The organism is Kineococcus sp. NPDC059986 (assembly GCF_040702905.1).
In the GTDB taxonomy this organism is placed as follows: Bacteria; Actinomycetota; Actinomycetes; order Actinomycetales; family Kineococcaceae; genus Kineococcus.
Genome location: NZ_JBFBND010000027.1, coordinates 32,051 through 55,691, shown reverse-complemented (window position 1 = coordinate 55,691; position 23,641 = coordinate 32,051). Strand labels below are relative to the sequence as shown.

The window sequence follows — 23,641 nt, the reverse complement described above, 5'->3', positions numbered from 1 at the left end:
CGGCCGTCACCGGGGACCCCGGGGCCGAGGTGCTGCACGCGTTGCGCGGCACGACGACCGTCCTCGACCTCGCCGCCGCGGAGGACGGTGCCGCGCGGGAGGCCACGGACTGGGCGTTGCGGTCCAGCGACCCCGTGCCGGTGTCCGCCGTCCGGCTGCTGCCTCCGGTGCAGCCGCCGTCGGTCCGCGACTTCGTGACGTTCGAGGAGCACGTCGAAGGGGTCGTCCGCAGCGTCGACGGAGCGACGGGGGGTGGGGTGGCGCCGGAGTGGTACGAGGCGCCGACGTTCTACTTCACCAACCCGCACGGTCTCGTCGGTGCCCACGACGACGTGCCCGTGCCCGCCGGCAGTTCCGCGTTCGACTTCGAGCTCGAGGTGGCCGTCGTCGTCGGTGCCGCGGGCCACGACGTCGATCCGGCCCACGCGGGGCGGCACGTGTTCGGCTACACCGTCCTCAACGACTGGTCGGCGCGGGACCTGCAGCGGCGCGAGATGAAGGTCAACCTCGGCCCGTCCAAGGGCAAGGACTCCGCGACGACGCTCGGGCCGTGGATCGTCACGCCCGACGAGCTGGCGCAGTTCCGTGACGAGGAGGGTTTCCTCGCCCTGCGGCTGGCGGCGTCCGTCAACGGCGACCGCGTCGGGCACGACCTGCTGTCGAACGCGGGCTGGACGTTCGAGGAGATGATCGCCTACGCCTCGCGCGGGACGTGGGTGCGCCCCGGGGACGTCCTGGGGTCGGGGACGTGCGGGAACGGCGGCTGCCTCGCCGAGCTGTGGGGCCGTCGCGGCCGGCAGGACCCGCCGCCCCTGCGGCCCGGAGACGTCGTCCGGCTGGACGTCGAGGGGATCGGTAGCGTGGAGAACCGGGTGGTCGCCGGGACCGACCCGGCGCAGCTGCCGGTCGTGCCCCGCGCCCGCCCCCGGTCGCGGCGCCGCGACCGGCCGCAGGGTGCAGGGGAGTCCTCGTGAGCACGGTGCTGGAGAGTCCCGCGCAGGCGCTGGCCGGCGTCCTGCGCGACGGCATGACGATCGCGGTCGGCGGGTTCGGGTTGTGCGGCGTCCCGTTCGCCCTCGTCGACGCCGTGCGCGAGGCCGGGGTCCGCGACCTGACGATCGTGTCGAACAACATGGGCGTGGACGGCCAGGGGCTCGGCGTCCTGCTGGAGAACGACCAGGTGGCCAAGGTCCTCGCGTCCTACGTCGGGGAGAACAAGCTCTTCGCCCGGCGCTACCTCGACGGGGACCTCGAGGTCGAGTTCGTGCCGCAGGGAACGCTCGCCGAACGCCTGCGCGCCGGCGGGGCCGGCATCCCCGCGTTCTACACCCCCACCGGGGTCGGGACGCCCGTCGCCGACGGCAAGCCGACCGCGGAGTTCGACGGCCGGACCTACCTGCAGGAGCGCGGGATCGTCGCCGACCTCGCGCTCGTCCACGCCGCGACCGCCGACCGCGCCGGGAACCTGCGGTACCGGCTGACGGCCCGGAACTTCAACCCGCTCGTCGCCACCGCGGCACCCGTCACGGTCGTCGAGGCCGAGCGGGTCCTGGACGAGGGCGAGTTCCTGCACCCCGACGACGTCCACACCCCGGGGGTCTTCGTGACGTCGGTGGTGCGGACCGAGCGACCCCGCCCCGTCGAGCAACGCACCGTGCGGCCCCGCGTGGCTCCGCGCGAGGGGGTGGGCGCGTGACCTGGTCGCGCGACGAGATGGCCGCCCGCGCCGCCGCGGAACTGCGCGACGGCGACCACGTGAACCTCGGCATCGGCATCCCGACCCTCGTGGCGAACCACCTGCCGCCCGGGGTGCACGTGGTGCTGCAGAGCGAGAACGGCCTGCTGGGCATGGGCCCCTACCCCTACGAGGGCGAGGAGGACGCGGACCTCGTCAACGCGGGCAAGCAGACGGTCACGGTCCTGCCGGGTGGCAGCGTCTTCGACTCCGCGACGTCCTTCGGGATGATCCGCGGTGGTCACGTCGCCGTCGCCGTCCTCGGGGCGTTGCAGGTGTCCGCGCACGGCGACCTCGCGAACTGGCAGGTGCCCGGGAAGATGGTCAAGGGCATGGGCGGCGCGATGGACCTCGTCGCCGGGACCCCGCGGGTCGTCGTCGTCATGGAGCACGTCGCGCGCGACGGCTCGCCGAAGCTCGTGCCGGAGTGCGACCTGCCGCTCACGGGGAAGGGGGTCGTCGACCGGGTCATCACCGACCGGGCGGTGTTCGACGTGACCCCCGACGGGTTGGTGCTCGTCGACCTGGCCGCCGGGGAGGACGTGGAGTCGCTGCGGGCGCTGACCGGAGCGGCCTTCACCGTCGCGTGAGGACCCTCAGGGGATGCGGCCGATCCACTCCGGAGTCGCGAACTTCGTCCGCACGAGCTCGTCCGCCGCGGCGGTCTCGGCGTCCGTCAGCGGGGCGTCGGTGAGCCCGTACTGGCGGCGGAACGTCGCGACCATCGAGTCGATGACCTCCTCGCGCGGCAGCCCCGTCTGCCGGCGCAGGGGGTCGACGCGCTTGGCCGCGGAGGCCAACCCCTTGCCCGACAGCTTCTCCCGGCCGATCCGCAGCACCTGCACCATCTTCGCGGCGTCGATGTCGTAGGACATTGTCACGTGGTGCAGGACGGTCCCGTCACCGAGCCGCTTCTGCGCGGCGCCGGCGATCTTGCCCTGGTCGGTCGTGATGTCGTTGATGGGCTGGTACCAGGCCTTCACCCCGAGGTCGCCGAGGGCGACGAGCACCCAGTCGTCGAGGAACGCGTAGGACTCGGTGAAGCTCAGACCCTCGACCAGCGACCCCGGTGCGTAGAGCGAGTAGGTGATCGTGTTGCCGGGTTCGACGAACATCGCGCCGCCACCGGAGACGCGGCGGACGACCTCGACACCGAACCGGTCGGCCGCCTCGCGGTCCACCTCGTTGACGACGGACTGGAAGCTGCCGAGGACGACGGCCGGGCTCGCCCACTCCCACACCCGCAGCGTCGGCCCGCGCCGGCCGGCGGCCACCTCGCGGGTCAGGACCTCGTCGAGGGCCATGTGCGTCAGGGGGGACTGCGGGCCGGTGTGGACGAACTGCCAGTCGTGGTCGAGCCAGCCGGTGGCGCCGCCGACCGCCCGTCGGACGGTCGTCGCGACGGCCTCGGGGGTGAACCCGAGGAGCACCGCGTCGCGGGGGAGCGCGGACCGGACGCGACCGGCGACGTCCGCGGCGTCGGTGTCCGCCGTCAGCCCCGTCAGGGCCGCGTCGATGGCCTCGAGGGCGTCGTCGGGTTCGAGGAAGAAGTCCCCGCTCAGCCGGACGTCGGCGAGCCGGCCGTCCCGGACGTCGAGGTCGACGACGACGAGCTTGCCGCCCGGAACCTTGTACTCACCGTGCATCCCGGCAGGCTACGTCCCCCGCTGCCACCCTCTGCAGACGGGATGGAGCGGACGGGATGTCTGCAGGGTGGGCACCGACACGCCGCTCCAGGGGCGTTCCGGGGGTCCCGGTGCAGACATCCCGTCCGGACGTCGGCTCAGCCGACGAGGCGCGAGCCCAGCCAGTGCCGCGGCGTGCCGAACCCGGCGAGCAGTTCCTCGGTGCGCGGCCGCAGCGAGCGGCACAGCGCGTTGACGGCGCTCGTGATGGCCTTGGCGCGCAGCGTCGTCATGCGGCGGTGCTCCAGGTACCAGCCCTTCTCGGCCTCCAGCAGCGCCAGCACGTGCAGGTCGCAGACGTCGGCGAGCAGGGCCGCGACGGCCGGGTCCTCGCAGCGCGCGATCGCGGCCGCGAACGCCTCGGCGACGATGCGGTCGGTGTGCGCCCGGCCCGCCAGCAGGAGGTGGTCCTGCAGGTCGTCGATGGCGGTGAACCGCTCGGCCTCGGGCTTGCTGCGCGCCTTGCGCATGCGCTTGGCCAGCGACTCCACGACGTGCCGTTCCCGCTCGGACAGCATGCGGATCTGCCACGACCGGTCGTGCAGGTCGTCGGGGATGCGTCCGGCCTCCACGACGTCGGCCACGAGCGAGGCGGCGGGGCTGCGACCGGCGTAGGTGGAGATGAAGTCCCGCGTCGCGAACCGCGCCATGCCCAGGGTGTCGAGGTCGGAGAACTGCTGGGCGTAGCTCGTCAGCAGACCCTTCGCGACGAGCTGCAGCAGGACGGTGTTGTCGCCCTCGAAGGTGGTGAACACGTCGGTGTCCGCCTTCAGCAGCGGCAGCCGGGAGTCGGCGAGGTAGCCGTTGCCCCCGCAGGCCTCGCGGCACGTCTGGATCGTCCGCGTCGCGTGCCAGGTCGAGGCCACTTTCATGGCCGCCGCGTGCGCCTCGAAGGCGCGCTGGCGCCCGGAGTCGGCCTCGCCGCCGGCGAGCTGCACGCGCAGCAGGTCGTCCATCTCGCCCATGAGCTCGTCCTGGGCGAACGAGAGCGCGTACGTCGTGGCGAGGGGGATGAGCAGTCGGCGCTGGTGGGCGAGGTAGTCCAGGACGGTGACCTCCTCGGACCCGCCGGGACGCTTGAACTGCTTGCGCTCGGCGCCGTAGCGCAGCGCGATCTCCAGGGCGACCTTCGTCTGGGACTGCGCGCCACCGGAGACGCTGACGCGGCCCTTCACCAGGGCCCCGAGCATCGTGAAGAACCGCGCGTTGGCGCTGGCGATGGGGGAGGTGTACGTCCCGTCCTGCGCCACGTCGGCGTACCGGTTGAGCAGCGCCTCGCGGGGGATGCGGACGTGGTCGAACGCGAGCCGGCCGTTGTCGACGCCGTTCAGCCCCATCTTGCGGCCGTCGTCGCCGCGCCAGACCCCCGGCAGGTCCCGGCCGTCGCGGCGCAGCGGCACGACGAAGGCGTGGACGCCGCGGCCCTCGCCGCCGGTCACGAGCTGCGCGAACACGACGGCGACCTCGGCGTCCTCGGCCGCCCCGCCGATGTAGTCCTTGCGGGAGGCCTCGTCCGGCGTGTGCACGACGAACTCCTGCGTCTGCGGGTCGTACGTCGCGGTGGTGCCGATCGAGGACACGTCCGACCCGTGGCCCGACTCGGTCATCCCGAAGCAGCCGACGAGTTCCAGCCGCAGCAGCGGGCCGAGGAGTTCGGCGTGGTGGCGGTCGGTGCCCAGGGCCTGCACGGCACCGCCGAACAACCCCCACTGGACGCCGGACTTGATCATGAGGGAACCGTCGCCGAACCCGAGCATCTCGAACTGCGCGACCTGCCCACCGGGGCTGTCGCCGCCGCCCCAGCGCGAGGAGAACCCGAGCTCGTGGCCACCCAGCTCGGCCAGCGTGCGCAGCCGCGCCCGCGTGACGTCGCGGTGCTCGCGGGTGCCGAGGTCGTACGCCGGGGTGAACAGGTGGTCCGGCGCCTGTGCGCGGAACTGCTCCTTCACGTCGGCGAAGCGGCCGTCGAGGAGGCGGCGCAGGGCGTCGGTGTCCACCGGCGCGCCGGTGTCCGGAGCGGTGGTGCTGGTGGTCGTGTCCTCCGTCGGGGCCTCGACGGGGTTTGCTGCGGGCAGTTCGACGGTGGTCACTGAACCTCCTCCGGGGTGAGGACGGCCTGCAGGCCGCCCCAGGCGAGTTGCGTGAGATCGGAGACGAGCGTGTCGGCGGACACGCGGTCGGGGGTCGAGATCCACCGGTCGGCCGCGGTGCGGATCATCGCGATGATCCCGTGCGCGAGGACGTCCGCGGAGGCTCCGCGGGCGCCGCCGACCCGCAGGTGCGCGGTGATGGTGCGGGCGGTCTCGGCGGCGATCGTGCCGGAGATCCGCTGCACCGGGTCGGTGGTCAGGGGGCGTTCCAGGAAGGGGTGCGAGACCACGAACCGGTAGACCTCCGGGTCGGCCTCGACCAGGCGCACGTAGGCGCCGATGATCGCCACGAGACCGGAGCGGGGATCGCTCGCGCTGTCGACCGCCTGGGCGAGTTCGCGCAGGATCCGGGCGTTCACCCGTTCGGCGACGGCGAGGTAGAGGTCCTCCTTGTCCGCGAAGTGGCGGTACAGGACGGTCTTGCTGGTCCCGGCGGCGGCCGCGACCTCGTCCATGCCGACCCCGGCCCCCTTGGCCGTGATGGCGCGCAGGGCGGCGGTCACGAGTTCCTCGCGGCGACGACGGCGGTGCTCGGCCCAACGGGTCCGGCGTCCGTCCCCGGTCGCGACGGCTGCGACGGCGGTGCCGTCCTCGATGACCTCCACGTCTCGAAGGTACCCCGGACGACGGGTATCGGGTACCCCGAGTACCTGTTAACTTCGGAGAACTTCGCCCACTCGGACCGCACGGGGGACCACGTGACACGCAGAGCCGCGATCGTCGGAGGCAACCGGACACCGTTCGTCCGGGCCGGACGGCGCTACGCCCACGTCTCGGCCCAGGACCTGCTCGTGGCGGCCCTGGACGGGCTCGTCGCCCGCTACGGCCTGGCGGGCGAGCGCCTCGGGGAGGTCGTCGCCGGCGCCGTCCTCAAGCACAGCCGGGACCTGAACCTCACCCGCGAGGCCGTGCTGTCCACGGCCTTGGACCCGGCCACCCCGGCGTTCGACGTCCAGCAGGCCTGCGCGACGGGTCTGGAGACGGCGGTCCTCGTCGCCAACAAGATCGCCCTCGGGCAGATCGAGGTGGGCATCGCCGGGGGCACCGACTCCGCCAGCGACGCCCCCATCGCCGTCGACGACGGCCTGCGCCGCGTGCTGCTGGAGCTGTCCCGCGCCCGCACCGTCGGGCAGCGGCTCGCCGCGGTGTCCAAGCTGCGACCCGGGCAGCTGCGCCCGGACCCCCCGCGCAACGCCGAGGCGCGCACGGGCCTGTCGATGGGCGAGCACGCGGCCCGGACGGCGCTGGAGTTCGGCGTCAGCCGGGGGGCCCAGGACGAACTGGCCCTCGCCAGCCACCGCAACCTCGCCGCGGCCTACGACCGCGGGTTCTTCGACGACCTCCTGACCCCGTACCTCGGGGTGCAGCGCGACGACCTGCTCCGGCCGGACACCACGCTGGAGAAGCTCGCGGCCTTGAAACCCGTGTTCGGACGTGACCTCGACGGCGAGGCGACGATGACCGCGGGGAACTCGACGCCGCTCACCGACGGTGCGGCCGCCGTCCTCCTCGCCTCCGACGAGTGGGCCGCGCAGCGCCGGCTGCCCGTCCTGGCCCACCTCGTCGACGCCGAGACCGCGGCCGTCGACCACGTCCACGGCGAGGGGCTGCTCACCGCCCCCGTGGAGGCGGCCCCGCGGCTGCTCGCACGCCACGGCCTCAGCCTGGAGGAGCTCGACCTCGTCGAGGTGCACGAGGCGTTCGCCTCCACCGTGCTGGCCACCCTCGCGGCCTGGGAGCGCAAGGGCCTGGGCACCGTCGCGCGCGAGAAGCTGAACGTCGCCGGCTCGTCGCTGGCCACCGGCCACCCCTTCGCCGCGACGGGCGGACGCCTGCTGGCGACGACCGCGAAGCTGCTGCACGAACGCGGGGGCGGCAGGGCGCTCATCTCCGTCTGCGCTGCAGGCGGTCAGGGCATCGTCGCGCTGGTGGAGGCCTGATGGCCGGCCCGTTGGCGGGGGACCCGTACGGCGCCCTCGTCCGCACCGGACCGGGGAAGTTCCTCGCCGCCCGCACCGGCCTGCCGCGCCCCCCGCGGCTGCGCCGCTACGAGGAGGGCCAGGACCTGCTCACCGGTCCGGCCCTCGTCACCGGACTGACCGGCGCGGCGCACGTCGACGCCGTCCGGGACGCGCTGCGGACCGCCGGGGCGGACCTCGCCGCGGGGACCGACGTCGGCGCGGCAACCCTCGGCGCTCTCGTCGTCGACGCCTCGGGGCTGCGGACCGTGGACCAGCTCGGCGAACTCCTCGCCACGGCGCCGGACTTCAAGCGCACCCGCGGCCGCCTCCTCGTGCTCTCCGCGGTCCCGGCCGCCGTGGACGGTCCCGAGTCCCGCGCCGTCCAGCAGGGGCTGGAGGGTTTCGTCCGCAGCCTCGGCAAGGAGGCCCGCGGCGGCACGACCGTGAACCTGCTGCGCGTCGCCGACGGGGCCACGACCTCGCTGCGCAGCGCGGTGCAGTTCTTCTGCTCGGCCCGCTCCGCGTACGTCGACGGGCAGCCGCTCGTCGTCGGGCCGGGGGAACCGCAAGCCGTCCGCGAGCACCGCGTCGCGGTCGTGACCGGTGCGGCGCAGGGCATCGGGGCCGCGACGGCCGAGGTGCTGGCCCGGTCCGGCCACCACGTCGTGTGCGTCGACATCGCCGCGTCGGGGGAGAAGCTGGCGGCCGTCGCCAACCGCGTCGGCGGGTCAACGCTCCACCTCGACGTCACGGCCGACGACGCCCCGCGCACCCTCGCCGAGCACCTCGCCGACCGGTTCGAGGGCGCCGACGTCGTCGTGCACAACGCCGGCATCACCCGCGACCGCTCGTTCGTCAACCTCGACGAGGCCGCGTGGCGTTCCGTCCTCGCCGTGAACCTCGGCGCCCCGGTCCGCCTCACGACCGCCCTCCTCGACCACCCGGGGGCCCTCGCGGCCGGGGCACGGTTCGTGTGCCTGTCGTCGATGAACGGCATCGCCGGGGCCAAGGGGCAGACGAACTACGCGACGAGCAAGGCGGGTCTCGTCGGGCTGGTCGAGGCCCTCGCCGGCTCGCTGTCCGCGCGGGGTTTCGCCGTCAACGCCGTCGCCCCCGGTTTCATCGAGACGCCGATGACCGCCGCGATGCCGCCCGTCCCGCGCGAACTGGGGCGCCGCACGTCGAGCCTGCAGCAGGGCGGACTGCCCGTCGACGTCGCGGAGACCATCGCGTGGCTGGCCCAGCCCGACGCGGCGGGCGTCGACGGCCAGGTGCTCCGCGTGTGCGGGCAGAACCTCCTGGGAGCGTGATGGACACCCGAGAACTCACCGCGCCGCCGTCCTTCCCGGCGCTCTACGCCCGGTCGGTCCTGCGGCGGCCCGCCCGGCGGCTGGACTTCCCCCGCACGCGGGTCGTGCTGCGGGACCAGCGGTTCGACGCCGACCGGCTGACGGAGTTCTCCCGGCTCACCGGGTTCCCGGTGCGCGACCAGGTGCCGTTGCCCTACCCCCAGGTGGTCGCGTTCGGGCTGCAGGTCGACCTCATGGTGCGCGAGCCGTTCCCGTTCTCCGTCGTCGGCGTCCTGCACGTCCAGCAGGAGTTCGAGCAGACCCGGGCCCTGGAGCTCGGGGAGCGCTTCGACCTGTCCGTCCGCGCGGTCGGGATGCTGCCGCACCGCCGCGGGGCCACCGTCGAACTGCGCACCGAGCTCACCGTCGCCGGTGGGCGGACCCCCGTCTGGACCGGGCGGAGTCGTTACCTCGCACGGGGTGTGGACTGGCCGGGGATCCCGCGCGACGAGGCCCGGCTCGACGCCCCGGAGGGGGAGGGGAGCGTGTGGCGCGTCCCCGCCGACCTCGGTCGGCGGTACGGCGCCGTCAGCGGTGACGTGAACCCGGTCCACGTCTCCCCGCTCACCGCGCGGGCGTTCGGGTTCCGTCGCGCCATCGCGCACGGGATGTGGACCGCGTCCCGCGCCCTGGCCGACCTCGGCGGACCCGCCGTGGGTGCGGCCCGGTACGAGGTGGACTTCGGATCGCCGCTGCTCCTGCCCTCGACCGTCCGGCACGTCGTGCGCCGCGAGGCCGACGGGTGGAGCAGCGCCGTCCGCAGCCGCGACGGGGAGAAGGTCCACCTGGCGACGCGGCTGCGCCCGGCCTGAGGACGTGACGGTGGCCACCGCGCGCCTGCGGCTCCTCGCCCGGGCGCACTGGGTGAACGCGTGGGTCCTGCACCCGCTGGCCCGCCCGTTCGCGCGCCTCGACGGCCGGGAACACCCCCTGGTGTGGAAGCGCGTCGTCGACCTGCCGGTCGAGGCCGGACCCCACGTCCTGGAGACCTTCGTCCGCTACCGGGGGTCCGCCTCGACGCTGGGCACGGGTCGGCTGGAGTTCACCGCGGCCGCGGGGGAGACCGTCGAGGTCCTGGCGCGCAACGGTCCCCTGAACCACCAGCCCCTGCAGCCCCGACGGTCGGACCGTGAGGTTCCTCACGGGTGACCCGTGCAGGGGGCCACTGAACTCGTGACGGTGGGCACGGGACCGGACCCCGGACCGGCGGCAGCCTGGAGGACATGGACGCAGTCGAGGTCAAGGACCTGCAGCGCACCTACTCGGGGGGCACCCGGGCGGTGCGCGGCATCAGCTTCACGGTCGCCCGGGGGGAGGTGTTCGGACTCCTCGGCACCAACGGCGCCGGCAAGACCTCCACGGTCGACGTCGTCACCGGCCTCGCCCGTCCCAGCGCGGGGACGGTCAGGGTCCTGGGCCACGACCCGGTGCGCGAGCGCCGCCTCGTCCGGCCGCGGACGGGTGTGGTCCTGCAGTCGGGGAACCTCCCGGGGGACCTGACGGTCGCCGAGAGCCTGCAGATGTGGAGCGGGACGCTCAGCCGCAGCCGCCCCACCGCCGAGGTCGTCGAGGTGGTCGGGTTGCAGCACAAGCTCGACGCGACCGTGAAGTCCCTCTCGGGCGGGGAACGCCGCCGCGTCGACCTCGCCGTCGCCCTGCTGGGCCGGCCGGAACTCCTCGTCCTCGACGAACCCACCACGGGTCTGGACGCCCAGTCCCGCCGCGCCGTCTGGGGGCTCGTGCGCCACCTCGTCGCCGAGGGGACCGCGGTCCTGCTCACGACCCACCACCTCGAGGAGGCGCAGGAGCTCTCCGACCGCCTCGCCGTCCTGCACCGCGGTCTCGTCGCCGCCGAGGGCACCATCGCCGACGTCGTCGCGGGGTACCGCTCGGAGGTCCGCTGGGACGCCGCCGCGGGGCGCCCCGACGCCGCCCACCTCGATCCCGGTGACACCGTCACCGTCGACGGACGGCACGTCGTCGTCCGCACCGACCACCTGCAGCGCAGCCTGTCCCGCGTCCTGGCCTGGGCCGACGGACAGGACCTGACGCTGCCCGGTCTGCAGGCCGTCCCGGCCTCGCTGGAGACCGCGTTCCTCGCACTCGCCGCCACGGAGGAGGCCGCCTGATGTCCACCACCACCCGCACGTCGGACCCCGTCGTCAGCACCACGACCGCAGCCGCGGGAGGTCGGTTCGCCGGAACCCTGCGCCGTACCTGGTCCCTGGCCCGTGCCGAACTGCTCCTGCTGCGCCGCAACAAGACCCTGCTGTCCATCGCGCTCGTCATGCCCGTGAGCGTCATCGGGTTGTTCAGCACCCTGGAAGGCGTCGGCGACGGCGGGGACACCGCGGCGCTCGCGACCGCCTCCCTCGTCGGGATGCTGCTGCTGTTCGTCGTCTACTACACGGTCCTGTCGACGGCCGTCGCCCGCCGCGAGGAGGGGGTGCTGCAGCGGCTGCGCACCGGGGAGGCCGCCGACGCCGAGATCCTCACGGCCCTCGCCGTCCCCGCGGTCGCCATCACGCTCGTCCAGACCCTGGTCCTGGCCGTGGCGGGGGCCGCCGTCATCGACCTGCCGCTGCCGCAGGACCCGCTGCTCACCCTCGCGGGCGTCCTCCTCGGCTGCGTCGTGTTCACCGGACTGGCGCTCGTGACCGCGATCGCGTCGAGGACGCTGGAGTCGGTGCAGGTCACGAGCCTGCCCGTCATCGCCGTCGCCGTCGTGGGGGCCGGCGCGGCCGTCCCGCTGGACCTGCTCCCGGACGCGCTGGCGCGGGTGGCCGAGTACACCCCGCTGAGCCCGGTCATCAGCCTCGTCAACGCCGGCTGGACCGGTGACCCCTCGGGGGCGGACGTCTGGCGGGCCGCGGCGACCGCGACGGCCTGGGCGGTCGTGGTCCTCCTCGTGGTCCGCGCCCGGTTCCGCTGGTCGCCCCGGGTGTGATGGGCTCTGGCAGAGTCGGGTCCGTGGACCTGCTCGGACGCTGGCGCGCCGCGGACGACCCGCGGCGCGTCGAGCTGTACACGCACTGGTCGCTCGTGCCGATGGCGTTCCTCGGTCCGCTCGTCGTCGCCGGCGTGACCGCGGGGACCGTCGCGGACGACGGGGCCGCGGTCGCCGTGGCCGTCGCCGGGTCCTTGGCCCAGGCGGTGGCGCTCGCCGTCGTGCTGAGCCGCGCCGTCCGGCGTCGGCCGACCGGACGCGCCGTCGAGGGCGCGTGGATCGCGACCTCCGTCCTCGCCTACGTGGTCGGCCTCCTCGCGCTGCGGGGCGCCCCGGGCGGGGCCGACGTCGTGGACGTGGTCGCCGCGGTCGCGGCGGTCGCGGCCGTCGTCCCGTTGGGGCGCGGGCGGTTCCGCCGCTACGCCCCGGTCGTCGTGCTCGTCGTGGGGCTGGCGACCTTCCCGGTGACGGACGGGGTCGGCATGGTCCTCACGTACGCGTTCTACGGGGTGTTCCTCGCCGCCGTCGTCCAGATGTCGTTGTGGATGCTGGAGGTCGTCCGCCGGCTGGCCGACGCCGAACGCGACCGCACGCGGCTGGCCGTGGCGGAGGAGCGGCTGCGGTTCGCCCGCGACCTGCACGACGTCGTCGGTCGGGACCTGTCCGCGATCGCCGTGACGAGCGACCTCGTCGCCGAACTGGCCCGTCGCGGCCGCCCGGAGGCCGTCGAGCGGGCCGAGGAGGTCCGGTCCATCGCGCAGGGTTCGCTCGAACGCATCCGCACCGTCGTCCGCGGCTACCGGGCCGTCGACCTCACCACCGAGCTCGAGGGGTCCGTCGCCCTGCTGGAGTCGGCCGGGGTGACGTGCACGGTCGAGCACCTCGACCGGGACGCCCCCCTCCCGGAGGACCTGCGGTCGGCCGCCGCCTGGGTCATCCGCGAGGGGGTGACGAACGTCGTGCGCCACAGCACCGCGACGTGGTGCCGCATCTCGGTCCGCCGGGACGCGGCCGAACTCACCGTGCGCCTGGAGAACGACGGCGTGCCCGACCGGCCTGCCGGTCGTGGTTCCGGGTTGCTGGGCCTGGCCGAACGCCTGGAGCCCGTCGGCGGCCGTCTCGTGACCCGCGGGGCGGGCGGCACCTTCACCCTCGACGCCCGCTGGGAGCTGCCGTGACAGATCCTGCCGTGACAACCCCTGCCGTGCACCGCGTCCTGCTCGCCGACGACGAGCACCTCGTCCGCAGCGCCGTCGCCGGACTGCTCGACCTGCAGGACGACCTCGAGGTCGTCGGTCAGGCCGCGAGCTGCGCCGAGGCGCTCGCGGTCGCGCGCAAGGTGGTGCCGGACGTGGCCGTGCTGGACCTGCAGATGCCGCCCGGCGGGCCACAGGCGCCCGCGGACGGGATCGCGCTGGCCGAACGCCTGCACGCCGAGGTGCCGGGCACGACGACCCTGCTGCTGACGAGCCACGGGCGCCCCGGCCACCTGCGTCGGGCGCTCGAGGCGGGGGTGCGGGGTTTCCTGCCCAAGACGTCGTCCGGCGCCGTGCTGGCCGACGCCATCCGGACCGTCGCCGGTGGGGGTCGGTACGTCGACCCCTCGCTCGCGGCCGACGCCATCGCGGCGGGTGCCAGCCCGCTCACGGCACGCGAGGCCGACGTCCTCGAACTCGCCGCCGACGGGGCGGGGGTGGAGGAGATCGCGGTGAAGGTCTCGCTGTCCCCGGGGACGGTGCGCAACCACCTCTCGGCCGCGTCGGGGAAGCTGGGGGCGGCGAACCGGCACGAGGCCGTCGCCATCGCGCGGAAGGCGGGCTGGATCTGATGGTGACCTCCGGGAGCAACCCCGTGCTCGTGCTCGGCGGGCGCAGCGAGATCGGGCTCGAGGTGGCCGACCGGCTCGTGCGTGCCGGCGCCCGCACCGTCGTCCTGGCCGCCCGCCGGGCGGGGGAGCTGAGCGCGGAGCCGGCCCGGCTGCAGGCCCTCGGCGCGACCGTCGAGACGGTCGAGTTCGACGCCGACGACCTCCCGTCGCACGGTCCGCTGCTCGCCGACCTCGTCGCCCGCCACGGAGCGCTCGACGTCGTCGTCGCGTTCGGGATCCTGGGGGACCAGGCCCGCGCCGAGGTCGACGTCGCGCACGCGCTCGCCGTCGTGCACACGGACTTCGTGGCCCAGGTCAGCGTCCTGTCCCACCTCGCGACGCTGCTGCGGCCACTGCGCGCCGGACGCCTCGTCGTGTTCTCCTCCATCGCCGGTGCGCGGGTGCGGCGCGCGAACTACGTCTACGGCTCGGCGAAGGCGGGTCTGGACGGTTTCGCCTCCGGTCTCGCGGACGCGTTGCACGGCAGCGGTGTCGGGCTGCTGCTCGTCCGGCCCGGGTTCGTCGTGGGCCGGATGACGGCGGGGATGTCGCCCGCGCCGCTGTCGAGCACCCCCGCGCAGGTGGCCGACGCCGTCGCGGCGGGGCTGGCCGCCGGACGGGGCGTCGTCTGGGTTCCCGGGACGCTGCGCGCCCTCGCCGCGGCCATGACGGTCACGCCGCGGCCGGTGTGGCGGCGCGCTCCCCGTTGAGCCGCAGCCCGTCCGCTCCCCTCGGAACTCGGGGACGGTCGCCACGACCTAGGCTCCTGCTGTGAGTGCGCCCGCCACCGTCTCCGAACGCCTCGACGCACTGCCCTTCACCCGCCGGCACCGACGGTTGCTGTTCGGGTCGGGGGTCGGCTGGGCGCTCGACGCGTTCGACGTCGGGCTCGTGGCCTACGTCCTCGTCGCGCTGAAGGCGCAGTGGGACCTCAGCGCCACCGAGCAGTCGTGGATCGCCTCGGTGGGGTTCGCCGGGATGGCCCTGGGGGCCACGCTCGGGGGTCTGCTGGCCGACCGCATCGGGCGGCGGCAGGTGTTCGCCCTCACCCTCGTCGTGTACGGCCTGGCGACGGGGGCCGCGGCGTTGTCGTGGTCGTTGACGGCCCTGCTGGTGTTCCGCTTCCTCGTGGGCCTCGGTCTGGGGGCCGAGCTCCCCGTCGCCTCGACGCTCGTCAGCGAGTTCGCCCCGCGGCGGATCCGCGGTCGCGTCGTCGTCGTGCTCGAGGCGTTCTGGGCCGTCGGCTGGACGCTCGCCGCGCTCGTGGGGTTCTGGCTCGTCCCGACGTCGGACGACGGGTGGCGCTGGGCGCTGGCGCTGGGGGCGCTGCCGGCCGTGTACGCCGTGGTCGTCCGGTGGGGGCTGCCGGAGTCGGTGCGGTTCCTGCTGGCACGCGGCCGCACGGCGGAGGCGTCCCGCGTCGTCGCCGAGTTCGAGGCGGCCGCGGGGCGCAGTTCCGGCGTGCCGCTCGTCCCGGACCCGCCGGACCCTGCGGGACAGGGGATCTGGACCGGTGACCTGCGGCGGCGCACGGCGGGGTTGTGGCTCGTCTGGTTCTTCGTGAACTTCAGCTACTACGGGGCGTTCACGTGGATCCCGAGCCTGCTCGTGGCGGACGGGTTCACCCTCGTCCGGTCGCTGGAGTTCACGCTGCTCATCACCCTGGCGCAGTTGCCGGGGTACGCGGTCGCGGCCGTCCTCGTCGAGGCGTGGGGGCGGCGCCGGACGCTGTCGGCGTTCCTCGTCGGGTCGGCCCTCTCGGCTCTGGCCTACGCCGCGGCGGACGCGCCGGGTTCCGTGCTGGCGGCCGGGATGGCCCTGTCGTTCTGCAACCTCGGGGCGTGGGGTGCGCTGTACGCGGTGACGCCCGAGGTCTACCCCACGAGCGTGCGCGGTCGGGGTGCCGGTGCGGCCGCGGGGTTCGGGCGGATCGCCTCGATCCTCGCGCCGCTGTCCGTCCCCGTCCTGGCCGGTGGGGGTGGGACGACCCTCGTGTTCGTGGTGTTCGGCGCCGCGTTCGCCGTCGCGGCGTCGGCGAGCTTCCTGTTGCCCGAACGGCGCGGGCTGGCGCTGGACTGACCGTCGCCGCTCAGACGTCGACGCGGTACGGCAGGTCCAGCTCGTCGCCCGGGAGGCCGCGGATGCCCCAGTCGTGGCGCGGAGGTTCCATCAGCACGACCTCCAGGTCCACCGGGTCCAGGCCGAGCTGCGCCCGGGCGTCGGCGAACACCCGGCGGAGGAACGCCTTCTTCGTGGCGACGCTGCGGCCGGGGAACAGGACGACCTCGACGACGGTGTAGCGGGCCGAACGACCGGCGGGGGTCGGGAAGTCCTCGGGGTCCATCGGGAAGAACCGGTGGAACCGCTTGTCGACCGGCAGTCCGAGGACGTCGACGGCGGCTCGGTGCAGGAGGTCCGACAGTTCGGTCCGCACCGGGCGCAGTTCGTCTGCGCGGCCGTAGACCTTGAACTGGGCCACGGCGTCAGCGGCGCACGAGGCTCGCGGCGGCCTCGGCCTCGAGGGCGGCGAGGTCGACGAGGAGGCTCGCGGCCCCGTAGAGCCGGTCGCTGAGCGCGCTCGTCCCGGGGGAGAGCAGCGTCAGGTCCCCGCGGTCGGCGAGGTCGGCGAAGATGCCGTCGTTGCTGACGACGACGAACTCGACCGGGTCCGGCACCTTGCGGGCCGCGGCGAGCAGCGCGAGGTCGGCGACGTCCGCCCCGTCGGGCACGGGCTGGGCGCGGTCGGCGAACTCCTCCAACCACGGCCGGGACCGCGCCACGGCCCCCACCTGCCCGGCGAGGGCCACGCGGTCGGCCTGCCGCGCCAGGTCCAGGACGACGGACAGCCGGGCGCGCAACCGGGCGGGACCCGCGCGCAGGTTGTCGAGGTCGACGAGCAGCACGCGGGTGGCGCCCTGCCCGGCCCACACGGGGTACCCCGCGACGAGCTCGCGCACGGCGTCGCTCAGCGGGTCACGTCCGGGGCGCACCACCTCCGCGGCGGGCACGTCCTCGAGACGGAACCACTCGTAGTCGGCGTACTCGCCCGGCCCGCCGCCCAGTCCCATGGGACCCAGGTTCCCATCCCCGGCTCCCGGGGTGGCGCATCAGGGTTCGCGCGCGTCCGCCGCAGGGTCCGTGAGGGACCGGGCCATGCGCTGCAGGAGCACGAAGGCCTGCTCCTGCTCGCGGGTGGTCAGCCCGGCCAGCATCCGGCGTTCGACCTCCCGCACGGCCGTCGAGGCCGACGTCAGGCGGCGTCGCCCCTGCGCGGTCAGCGTGGCGGGCAGCACCTTCCCGACGGTCGGCGCGGCCGGCCGGGTCACGTCGCCGTCGCGTTCGAGCTGCTGCAGCAGGGTGTTGACCGACTGCCGGGTGAGGAACGTGCCGCGGGCCAGGTCGGAGCCGGACAGCCCCGGGCGCTGGGCCAGCAGTTCGAGGCAGGAGTACTGCGTCACCGTCAGCCCGAGCGGTCGCAGGGCGTCCTCCATCGCGACGCGCAAGGCGCTGGCCGCCTGCTTCAGGAGGTACCCGAGCGACGTCCCGAGGTCGATGCCGTCTTGACTCATGTCAGGATTCTGACACACTCATCCGTGTCAGCTTCCTGACGCACCCCGACTCCCCGGAGGTTCCCCGTGCCCGTCACCGGTCCCGACTTCGTCTCGCTCCAGGTGCGCGACCTCGCTGCCTCGCAGGCGTTCTACGAGCGCTACCTCGGTCTCGTCCGTTCGCCCGCCGGGCCCCCGCACGCCGTCGTCTTCCAGACCTCGCCCATCGCCTTCGCCCTGCGCGACGTCGTGCCCGGCACGGACCCGTTCGCGGGGGAGCACCCCGGCGCGGGGACGGCGGTCTGGCTGCACGCCACCGACGTCCAGGAGGTCCACGACGCGCTCGTCACCGACGGGCACACCGTCGTCGCGGCCCCCGTCGACGGTCCCTTCGGCCGGACCTTCACGTTCGCCGACCCCGACGGCTACCGGATCACGCTGCACGACGGGCGCTGACCGCTGCCAGGATGGGCCGGTGCGCCACGTGAGCGACGACGAACGCCGGGCCCGCCTGGCCGTCCGGCACGCCCTCGCCCCCGCCCACCGCGTCGGGACCCCGGAGGCGGCCACCCGCGCCGTCGGGGTGCTGCACGCGACGGAACCGGCCACCGTGCACCTGTCGTGCTGGGCGCGGGTCCGGGAGTTCGAGGTCGTGGACCTCGTCGGTGCCCTGGAGGTCGACCGGACCCTCGTCAAGCAGCTCGGCATGCGCCGCACGCTCTTCGTCGTCCCGCAGGACCTGCTCCCCGCGGTCCTGCCCAGCGCGTCGGCGCGCGTCGCCGGCACCGAGCGCGCGGCGATGGCCAAGGAGGCGGTGAAGTCCGGGGTCGACGACGCGCACGCCTGGATCGACGCGGCGCGCGTCGAGGTCCTCGCGCTGCTGGCGCAGCACCCGGAGGGGCTGACGGCGCAGGCCGTCCGTGAGGCCGTGCCGCGGTTCGACGGGAGCGTCTCCATCAGCCCCGGGACGTCCTCGGCCTCCCGGGTCCTGACGCACCTCGGCCTGACGGGGGACGTCGTGCGGGGCGTCAACACCGGGCACTGGCGGGTGTCCCGGCCGCGCTGGACGCTGACCCGCGACTGGATCCCCGAGCCGGTGCCGGGGAGCGCGGCCGACGGCTGGCGGGAACTCGTCCGGCGCTGGCTCACGGCGTTCGGACCCGGCACCGAGGACGACGTCGTGTGGTGGCTGGGCGCGACGAAGGGCATCGTCCGCGCGGCCCTGGGCGAGCTCGACGCGGTGCCCGTCACCCTCGACGGCGGGGCCACCGGCTGGCTGCTGCCCGACGACCTCGACGTCGTCCCCGACCCCGGACCCTGGGTCGCCCTGCTGCCGGTCCTCGACCCGACGGTGATGGGCTGGAAGGAGCGGGGGTTCTACCTCGGACCGCACCGCGAGCACCTCTTCGACCGCAACGGCAACGCCGGCACGACGGTGTGGGTCGACGGCCGGATCGTCGGCTGCTGGGTGCAGGACCCCGCCGGCGGGGTGCACCTGCGCCTGCTGGAGCGGGTCCCGGCCCGGGCGCGCACGGCCCTGGAGGCCGAGGCCCGCCGGCTCACGCAGTGGTTGGGCGGCACCAGGGTCGGGACGGTCTACCCGTCGCTGGCGATGAAGGACCCCGTCGTCCTCTGAGCGCCCGCGCCGTCACCAGCCCCGCGCGCGCCAGGCGGCCAGGTGCGGACGTTCGGCCCCGATCGTCGTCGGCGCGCCGTGGCCGGGGTGCACGACGGTGTCGTCGTCGAGGACGGCGAACAGGCGCTCGGTGACGTCGTCGACCAGCTGGGTGAACGCGTCGGCGTCCCCGAAGGTGTTGCCCACCCCGCCGGGGAACAGCGAGTCGCCGGTGTAGACGTGGTCGGGTCCGTCGGGGTCGCGCAGCACCAGGGCGACCGAGCCGGGCGTGTGGCCCCGCAAGTGGACGACCTCCAGCCGCACGTCCCCGACCCGGACGACGTCGCCGTGCTCGAGCCGCTCCTGGACGGGCAACGGCAGTTCGTCGGCGTCCTCGGCCCCCGCGGCCGTCCGCGCCCCCGTGGCCTCGACGACGGCGGCGAGCGCGCCGACGTGGTCGTGGTGGCGGTGGGTCGTCACGACGAGGTCGAGGGCGCCGTCCGCCAGGGCCAGGAGGGTCTCGGGTTCGGCGGCCGCGTCGACGAGCAGTCGCCGTCCGGTGCTGCGGCAGCGCACGACGTAGGCGACGTTGTCCATGGGGCCGACGTGGGCCTCGTCGAGGACGGCGGTGGCGGTCGTGGTGGTGGCCATGGCGCGACGGTACCGAGCCCCGGCCCGGGTGTCCGTCAGTGGCGGTGGGCCACGGGCGCCGAGGTGGCCTCGCGCAGGTCGATGACCGTGGGGGTCGGGACCTGCGGGGTCTCGTGGCTGGGCCAGCGGCGCGCCAGGGCGATCGCGAACGCCATGGTGCACAGCGCGTAGAAGAGCGCGCGCGCCAGTTCGCCCTCGGCGGCGAACCCGCCGGTCAGCGCGAGGCAGCCGAGGGCGCCGATGAGGTGCACGAGGTCCATGAACGACTTCCAGACAGCCACCTCTCGATGGTGACGCTGCGTCGGTCCCGTCGCACCGCGGGACACGGGAGTCCACCGCCGTGGCCGACGCCGTCTCACGGTGGGTTCCTCAGGGTCACGCTGGGTGAGTAAGGGGTGGAGGCCCGCCGGATCGGCCTGAACTGCTGACGTCCGGACCCCTGCCTCAGGGGAAGCGTCCTCGTCGTGAACACCTACGGGATGGACTGGGAACTGCACGAGGGCCTGACCCTGCGGATCGCCGAGGCCACGGCCGCCGCCGAACGGGACCGGCTGGTGCGCGAACTGCGCGCCGCCCGTCGAGCCCGTCGGGAGGAGGAGGCGGGACCGGAGCGGGGGTGGCTCCGTCGGTGGCGCCCGCGCGGGTGGCGGCGCTCCACGCCGCACCACCTGCCGGTCCGCTGAGCGCGGGACGGTCGCCCTCCGGTCGCGGCCCCGTGTCCGGACCCGGTGCCACGATGGCCGACGTGCCCGTCCTGCCGCCCGCAGCCTCCGGCGCCACCCCCGGTCTGGTGGGCCGCGCCGAGGAGCTGGCCGCCCTGGACGCGGCGCTCGCGGCCGCGGCCCGCGGCACCGCGGGAGGCGTGCTCGTCGAGGCCGACGCGGGCGTGGGCAAGTCGCGCCTGGTGGCCGAGCTCGTCGCCCACGCCCGGGCCGCCGGGGGCACGGTCCTGCTGGGGCACTGCGCCTCCGGGGGTGGGGAGGCCCTGCCCTACCTCCCCTTCGTGGAGGCTCTCGACCCCTTGCGCGAACAGGGGTTCGCACCGCCCTTCTGGTCGGTGACGGCCCCGGGGGAGTCGGCCGCGGACCTGTCGCAGCTGCAGCTGTTCGACGCCGTCGCCGCCGCCCTCGTCGCCGCCGCCCGGGTCGCCCCCGTCCTGCTCGTGGTCGAGGACCTGCACTGGGCGGACGCCGCGAGCCGGGACCTGCTGACCTACCTGCTGCGGCGGGTCCGGGGTGAGCGCCTCCTCGTCGTGGCCACCGTGCGCACCGACGACCTGCACCGCCGGCACCCCCTGCGGCCCGTCGTCAGCGAACTCAGCCGGCTCCCCGGTGTCCAGCGGGTGCTCCTGGACCCCTTCACGGGCGAGGAGACCGCCCGGTTCCTGAGAGACCTTGCCGGGCACGACGTGCCGTCGGCGACCGTCCGGCGCATCCACGGCCGCTCGGAGGGCAACGCCTACTACGCGGCCGAGCTGCTGCTGGCCGGGTCCGCGCGCGGCGGTCGCCTGCCCAGCGGTCTCGCCGACGTCGTCCTCACCCGGCTGGAGACGCTGCCGCCGGAGGTGTCCGACCTGGTCCGGACGGCGGCCGTCGGGGGTCGCCGGGTGCGGCACGACCTCCTCGCGGCCGTCACGGGTCTTCCCGCCGCCGAGCTCGAGGCGCGACTGCGCGACGCCGTGGCCTCCCGCGTGCTCGAACCGGACGGGGAGGAGGGCTACTCGTTCCGGCACGCCCTCCTGCACGAAGCCCTCTACGACGACCTGCTGCCGGGGGAGCGGGTCCGTTGGCACGCGGCCTACGCCGAGGCCATCGCGGTCCACGGGCTGGCTCCCGCGGCCCGGCTCGCGCACCACGCGCGGCAGAGCAACGACCTCCCGAGGGCCCTCGTGGCCGGTCTCGCCGCCGCGGACGAGGCCGAGCGGCTGCGGGCCCCGGGGCAGGCGTGGCGCCACCTGGAGGAGGCGTTGCCGTTGTGGCGCAGCGTGCCCGACGCGCAGGAGCGCACGGGGACGACGCTGCTGGCGGCCACCGTGCGGGCCTCCCGCCTGGCCGCCGCCGCCGGGGAGGTGGCCCGCTCGGCGCTGACGGCCCTCGACGCGGTGGACCTGCTGCCGCCGGAGGCCGCGCCCGACCTGGCCGCCGAGGTGCACCAGCAGTGCGCCTCCGCGCTGTGGGCGTGCGACCGCTTCGAGGAGGGCATCGCCCAGGCCCGGCTCGCCGTGACCCACGGCGGGGACGACCCCAGGGCACGGCACGCGGTGGCGTGGGCGGCGGCGGTCGCCGCCCGCTGCCACCTGGGCCTGGACCGCTTCGAGGAGGCCGCGGAGGAGGGACGGCGCGCCCTGGAGCTGGCTCGCGCCGACGACCTCGCCTCGGCCGAGGCGGACGCCCTCATCACCCTGGCGGGGCTGGACAACCTCGCGGGCCGCCTGGCCGACGCCGACGCCCTCTTCACCCGCGCCGCCGCGACCGCCGAGGCGGGCGGGCACCTCGGGACGGCCCTGCGGGCTCGGTACAACCTGGCCGCCGACCGGTACGACCGCGGTGACCTGACCGGCGCCGCGCACGTCCTCGACAGCGCCTGCGCCTGGGCGGCCGGGGTGGGGCTGGCGTGGTCGCCGTACGGGCTGACCCTGCTGTCCCTGCAGGCGCGCACCAGCTTCGTCACCGGGGAGTTCGACCGTGCGCTGGCGCAGGCGCGCGCCCTCGGGCCGCAGGCCCCGCACCTCGCCGCCATCGCCGTGGGTGTCGTGGCGGCCGAGGTGCTGGCGGCTCGCGGGGCGTTCGCGCAGGCCGAGGCCGTCCTGGAACCGGAGTGGTTCGACGACGTCGAGGAGGGGTTGCCCGCTGCTGTGGCGCGGGCGGAGACTTTGCGCTGGAACGGGAGTCCTGCAGTCGCCGCCGACGTCCTGCTCGACGCGCTCGACAGCTTCCCCGGGATCGAGCACCCCCAGCACCTGCTGGGGCTGCGGATCGGTGCGCAGGCGGTCGGGGCCCTGGCCGACGCGGGTTCGCGGGAGGACGGCGGCGCGGCCGTGCGGGTCGACCGCGCCGAGACGCGGGTGGCGGAACTGCTCGCGCTCGGCCAACCGCGGGCCGGGACCCTGGGGCCCGAAGGGCGTGCGTGGGTCGCGGTGCTGCGGGCCGAGTCGGGCCGCTTCCGCACGGATCCGCCCGCGGCGCAGGTCAGCGCATGGGAGGAGGTCGTGACCGCGTTCTCCTACGGCAACGTCCACGAACAGGCGCGCGCGAGGTGGCGGCTGGCCGAGGCGCGGGTCGCCGCGGGCCAGCGCGAGGAGGGCCTCGCGGACCTGAGGGCGGCGCGGCGGACGGCGGACCGGCTCGGCGCGGTCCCGCTCTCGAAGGCGTTGGGGGACCTGGCGCGCCGGGCGCGGGCCACGGCCGGGCCGGGTCGGGGACCACTGACCGCCCGCGAGCTGCAGGTGCTCGACCTGCTGGCCGCCGGGCGGACGAACCGGCAGGTCGGGGAGGCCCTCTTCATGGCCGAGAAGACCGCCAGCGTGCACGTCTCGCGCATCTTCGCCAAGCTCGGGGCATCGTCCCGCGCCGAAGCGGTCTCGATCGGTCTGCGCAGTGGGATCCTGACCGGACGGGACCGCGACGACGAGTGACCGCGATCGATCCCCGGGACCGAGGAGCCGCCGTGCACCGCAACGCAGTCGCCGTGGCCCGCGCGTTGCGCGAGGCCGGGTCCGCCGGGGAGGTCGTCGAACTCGCCGCGTCCGCCCGGACCGCGGCGCAGGCCGCGCAGGCCCTGGGCTGTCCCGTGGGGGCCATCGCCAACAGCCTGGTCTTCCTCGCCGACGGCGAACCCGTGCTCGTGCTGACCAGCGGCGCACACCGCGTCGACGTCGACGCGACCGCCGCCGCCCTCGGAGCCCGGGAGCTCGTCCGGCCGAAGGCGCCCGCCGTGCGGGCGGCGACGGGGCAGCCCATCGGCGGGGTCTCGCCCGTGGGGCACCCCCGACGCCTGCGCACGGTCATCGACGTCGACCTGCTGCGCTACGACGTCGTGTGGGCCGCTGCGGGCACCCCGCACACCGTGTTCCCGACGACGTTCGCCGAGCTCGTGCGGCTGTGCGCGGCCGAACCCGCCCGCGTCGGCTGACG

General features: G+C 75.0%; 26 protein-coding genes. 18 read left to right on the top strand and 8 right to left on the bottom strand.

All coding sequences use genetic code 11. The features are described from left to right. Positions 1-29 precede the first annotated feature (29 nt). The 3 genes from AB0637_RS18335 to AB0637_RS18325 are packed head-to-tail and all read left to right on the top strand — an operon-like array spanning position 30 to position 2,325. Entirely contained in the window at positions 30-974 is a 945-nt protein-coding gene (locus AB0637_RS18335; RefSeq protein ID WP_366174080.1) for a fumarylacetoacetate hydrolase family protein, read from the top strand. Continuing rightward, positions 971-1,696, top strand: coding sequence for a CoA transferase subunit A (locus tag AB0637_RS18330; protein ID WP_366174058.1), 726 nt, complete (start codon positions 971-973; stop codon positions 1,694-1,696). The genes AB0637_RS18335 and AB0637_RS18330 overlap by 4 nt, the downstream gene beginning before the upstream one ends. Continuing rightward, positions 1,693-2,325, top strand: coding sequence for a CoA transferase subunit B (locus AB0637_RS18325; protein WP_366174056.1), 633 nt, complete (start codon positions 1,693-1,695; stop codon positions 2,323-2,325). The genes AB0637_RS18330 and AB0637_RS18325 overlap by 4 nt, the downstream gene beginning before the upstream one ends. Before the next feature lie 6 nt (positions 2,326-2,331). Here the strand turns inward: AB0637_RS18325 and AB0637_RS18320 are convergent, their stop codons facing one another. The 3 genes from AB0637_RS18320 to AB0637_RS18310 form a co-directional block, all read right to left on the bottom strand. Beyond that, positions 2,332-3,381: a lipoate--protein ligase family protein gene (locus tag AB0637_RS18320; RefSeq protein WP_366174054.1), complete on the bottom strand. Its 1,050-nt coding sequence runs from the start codon at positions 3,379-3,381 to the stop codon at positions 2,332-2,334. A 137-nt stretch (positions 3,382-3,518) separates the two neighbouring features. After that, positions 3,519-5,510 carry an acyl-CoA dehydrogenase family protein gene (locus tag AB0637_RS18315; protein ID WP_366174052.1) on the bottom strand — a complete coding sequence of 664 codons (1,992 nt, stop codon included), beginning with the start codon at positions 5,508-5,510 and terminating at the stop codon, positions 3,519-3,521. Then, positions 5,507-6,175: a TetR/AcrR family transcriptional regulator gene (locus AB0637_RS18310; protein ID WP_366174050.1), complete on the bottom strand. Its 669-nt coding sequence runs from the start codon at positions 6,173-6,175 to the stop codon at positions 5,507-5,509. The genes AB0637_RS18315 and AB0637_RS18310 overlap by 4 nt, the downstream gene beginning before the upstream one ends. Positions 6,176-6,268: 93 nt before the next feature. Here AB0637_RS18310 and AB0637_RS18305 point away from each other — a divergent pair, with 93 nt between their 5' ends. From AB0637_RS18305 to AB0637_RS18260, 10 genes are all read left to right on the top strand, one after another. Further along, positions 6,269-7,510, top strand: a complete 1,242-nt coding sequence (locus AB0637_RS18305) for an acetyl-CoA C-acetyltransferase (protein WP_366174048.1) — start codon at positions 6,269-6,271, stop codon at positions 7,508-7,510. Beyond that, entirely contained in the window at positions 7,510-8,841 is a 1,332-nt protein-coding gene (locus AB0637_RS18300) for a 3-oxoacyl-ACP reductase (RefSeq protein WP_366174047.1), read from the top strand. The genes AB0637_RS18305 and AB0637_RS18300 overlap by 1 nt, the downstream gene beginning before the upstream one ends. Continuing rightward, positions 8,841-9,692, top strand: a complete 852-nt coding sequence (locus AB0637_RS18295; RefSeq protein WP_366174045.1) for a MaoC/PaaZ C-terminal domain-containing protein — start codon at positions 8,841-8,843, stop codon at positions 9,690-9,692. The genes AB0637_RS18300 and AB0637_RS18295 overlap by 1 nt, the downstream gene beginning before the upstream one ends. Before the next feature lie 10 nt (positions 9,693-9,702). Then, positions 9,703-10,029, top strand: a complete 327-nt coding sequence (locus tag AB0637_RS18290; protein ID WP_366174044.1) for a hypothetical protein — start codon at positions 9,703-9,705, stop codon at positions 10,027-10,029. 74 nt (positions 10,030-10,103) lie between these two features. Beyond that, positions 10,104-11,009 (top strand): ABC transporter ATP-binding protein, encoded by a 906-nt coding sequence (locus AB0637_RS18285; RefSeq protein WP_366174043.1) that lies wholly within the window; start codon positions 10,104-10,106, stop codon positions 11,007-11,009. Beyond that, entirely contained in the window at positions 11,009-11,827 is an 819-nt protein-coding gene (locus AB0637_RS18280; RefSeq protein WP_366174041.1) for an ABC transporter permease, read from the top strand. Before AB0637_RS18285 ends, AB0637_RS18280 begins: the two co-directional genes overlap by 1 nt. A 23-nt stretch (positions 11,828-11,850) precedes the next feature. Continuing rightward, positions 11,851-13,005, top strand: a complete 1,155-nt coding sequence (locus AB0637_RS18275) for a histidine kinase (RefSeq protein ID WP_366174040.1) — start codon at positions 11,851-11,853, stop codon at positions 13,003-13,005. An 11-nt stretch (positions 13,006-13,016) separates the two neighbouring features. Beyond that, on the top strand, positions 13,017-13,655 hold the full coding sequence (locus AB0637_RS18270) for a response regulator transcription factor (protein ID WP_366174039.1): 639 nt from the start codon (positions 13,017-13,019) through the stop codon (positions 13,653-13,655). Further along, positions 13,655-14,404 carry an SDR family NAD(P)-dependent oxidoreductase gene (locus AB0637_RS18265; protein ID WP_366174038.1) on the top strand — a complete coding sequence of 250 codons (750 nt, stop codon included), beginning with the start codon at positions 13,655-13,657 and terminating at the stop codon, positions 14,402-14,404. The genes AB0637_RS18270 and AB0637_RS18265 overlap by 1 nt, the downstream gene beginning before the upstream one ends. 61 nt (positions 14,405-14,465) lie before the next feature. Continuing rightward, positions 14,466-15,773: an MFS transporter gene (locus AB0637_RS18260; RefSeq protein WP_366174037.1), complete on the top strand. Its 1,308-nt coding sequence runs from the start codon at positions 14,466-14,468 to the stop codon at positions 15,771-15,773. Between the two features lie 10 nt (positions 15,774-15,783). Here the strand turns inward: AB0637_RS18260 and AB0637_RS18255 are convergent, their stop codons facing one another. From AB0637_RS18255 to AB0637_RS18245, 3 genes are read right to left on the bottom strand one after another with little or no spacing between them, the layout of a single operon-like run. Beyond that, on the bottom strand, positions 15,784-16,173 hold the full coding sequence (locus AB0637_RS18255; protein WP_366174036.1) for a tautomerase family protein: 390 nt from the start codon (positions 16,171-16,173) through the stop codon (positions 15,784-15,786). A gap of 4 nt (positions 16,174-16,177) precedes the next feature. Continuing rightward, positions 16,178-16,762, bottom strand: a complete 585-nt coding sequence (locus tag AB0637_RS18250; RefSeq protein ID WP_366174034.1) for a hypothetical protein — start codon at positions 16,760-16,762, stop codon at positions 16,178-16,180. Positions 16,763-16,801: 39 nt separating this feature from the next. Then, entirely contained in the window at positions 16,802-17,263 is a 462-nt protein-coding gene (locus AB0637_RS18245) for a MarR family transcriptional regulator (protein ID WP_366174033.1), read from the bottom strand. A gap of 66 nt (positions 17,264-17,329) precedes the next feature. Between AB0637_RS18245 and AB0637_RS18240 the strand changes: the two genes are divergently transcribed. Continuing rightward, positions 17,330-17,698, top strand: coding sequence for a VOC family protein (locus tag AB0637_RS18240; protein WP_366174031.1), 369 nt, complete (start codon positions 17,330-17,332; stop codon positions 17,696-17,698). Positions 17,699-17,717: 19 nt separating this feature from the next. After that, on the top strand, positions 17,718-18,878 hold the full coding sequence (locus tag AB0637_RS18235; protein ID WP_366174030.1) for a winged helix DNA-binding domain-containing protein: 1,161 nt from the start codon (positions 17,718-17,720) through the stop codon (positions 18,876-18,878). A 12-nt stretch (positions 18,879-18,890) separates the two neighbouring features. On the opposite strand, the gene AB0637_RS18230 is transcribed toward AB0637_RS18235, so the two are convergent. Next, positions 18,891-19,508, bottom strand: coding sequence for an MBL fold metallo-hydrolase (locus AB0637_RS18230; RefSeq protein ID WP_366174029.1), 618 nt, complete (start codon positions 19,506-19,508; stop codon positions 18,891-18,893). Positions 19,509-19,543: 35 nt separating this feature from the next. Then, entirely contained in the window at positions 19,544-19,789 is a 246-nt protein-coding gene (locus AB0637_RS18225; protein ID WP_366174028.1) for a hypothetical protein, read from the bottom strand. 183 nt (positions 19,790-19,972) lie between these two features. On the opposite strand from AB0637_RS18225, the gene AB0637_RS18220 reads away from it, so the two are divergent. The 3 genes from AB0637_RS18220 to AB0637_RS18210 are packed head-to-tail and all read left to right on the top strand — an operon-like array spanning position 19,973 to position 23,639. Next, a complete protein-coding gene (locus AB0637_RS18220) occupies positions 19,973-20,191 on the top strand; it encodes a hypothetical protein (protein WP_366174027.1) in 219 nt (72 codons plus the stop codon). Between the two features lie 53 nt (positions 20,192-20,244). Then, positions 20,245-23,142, top strand: a complete 2,898-nt coding sequence (locus AB0637_RS18215; RefSeq protein ID WP_366174025.1) for an AAA family ATPase — start codon at positions 20,245-20,247, stop codon at positions 23,140-23,142. A gap of 32 nt (positions 23,143-23,174) precedes the next feature. After that, positions 23,175-23,639, top strand: coding sequence for a YbaK/EbsC family protein (locus AB0637_RS18210; protein ID WP_366174024.1), 465 nt, complete (start codon positions 23,175-23,177; stop codon positions 23,637-23,639). The last annotated feature ends 2 nt before the right edge of the window (positions 23,640-23,641 follow it).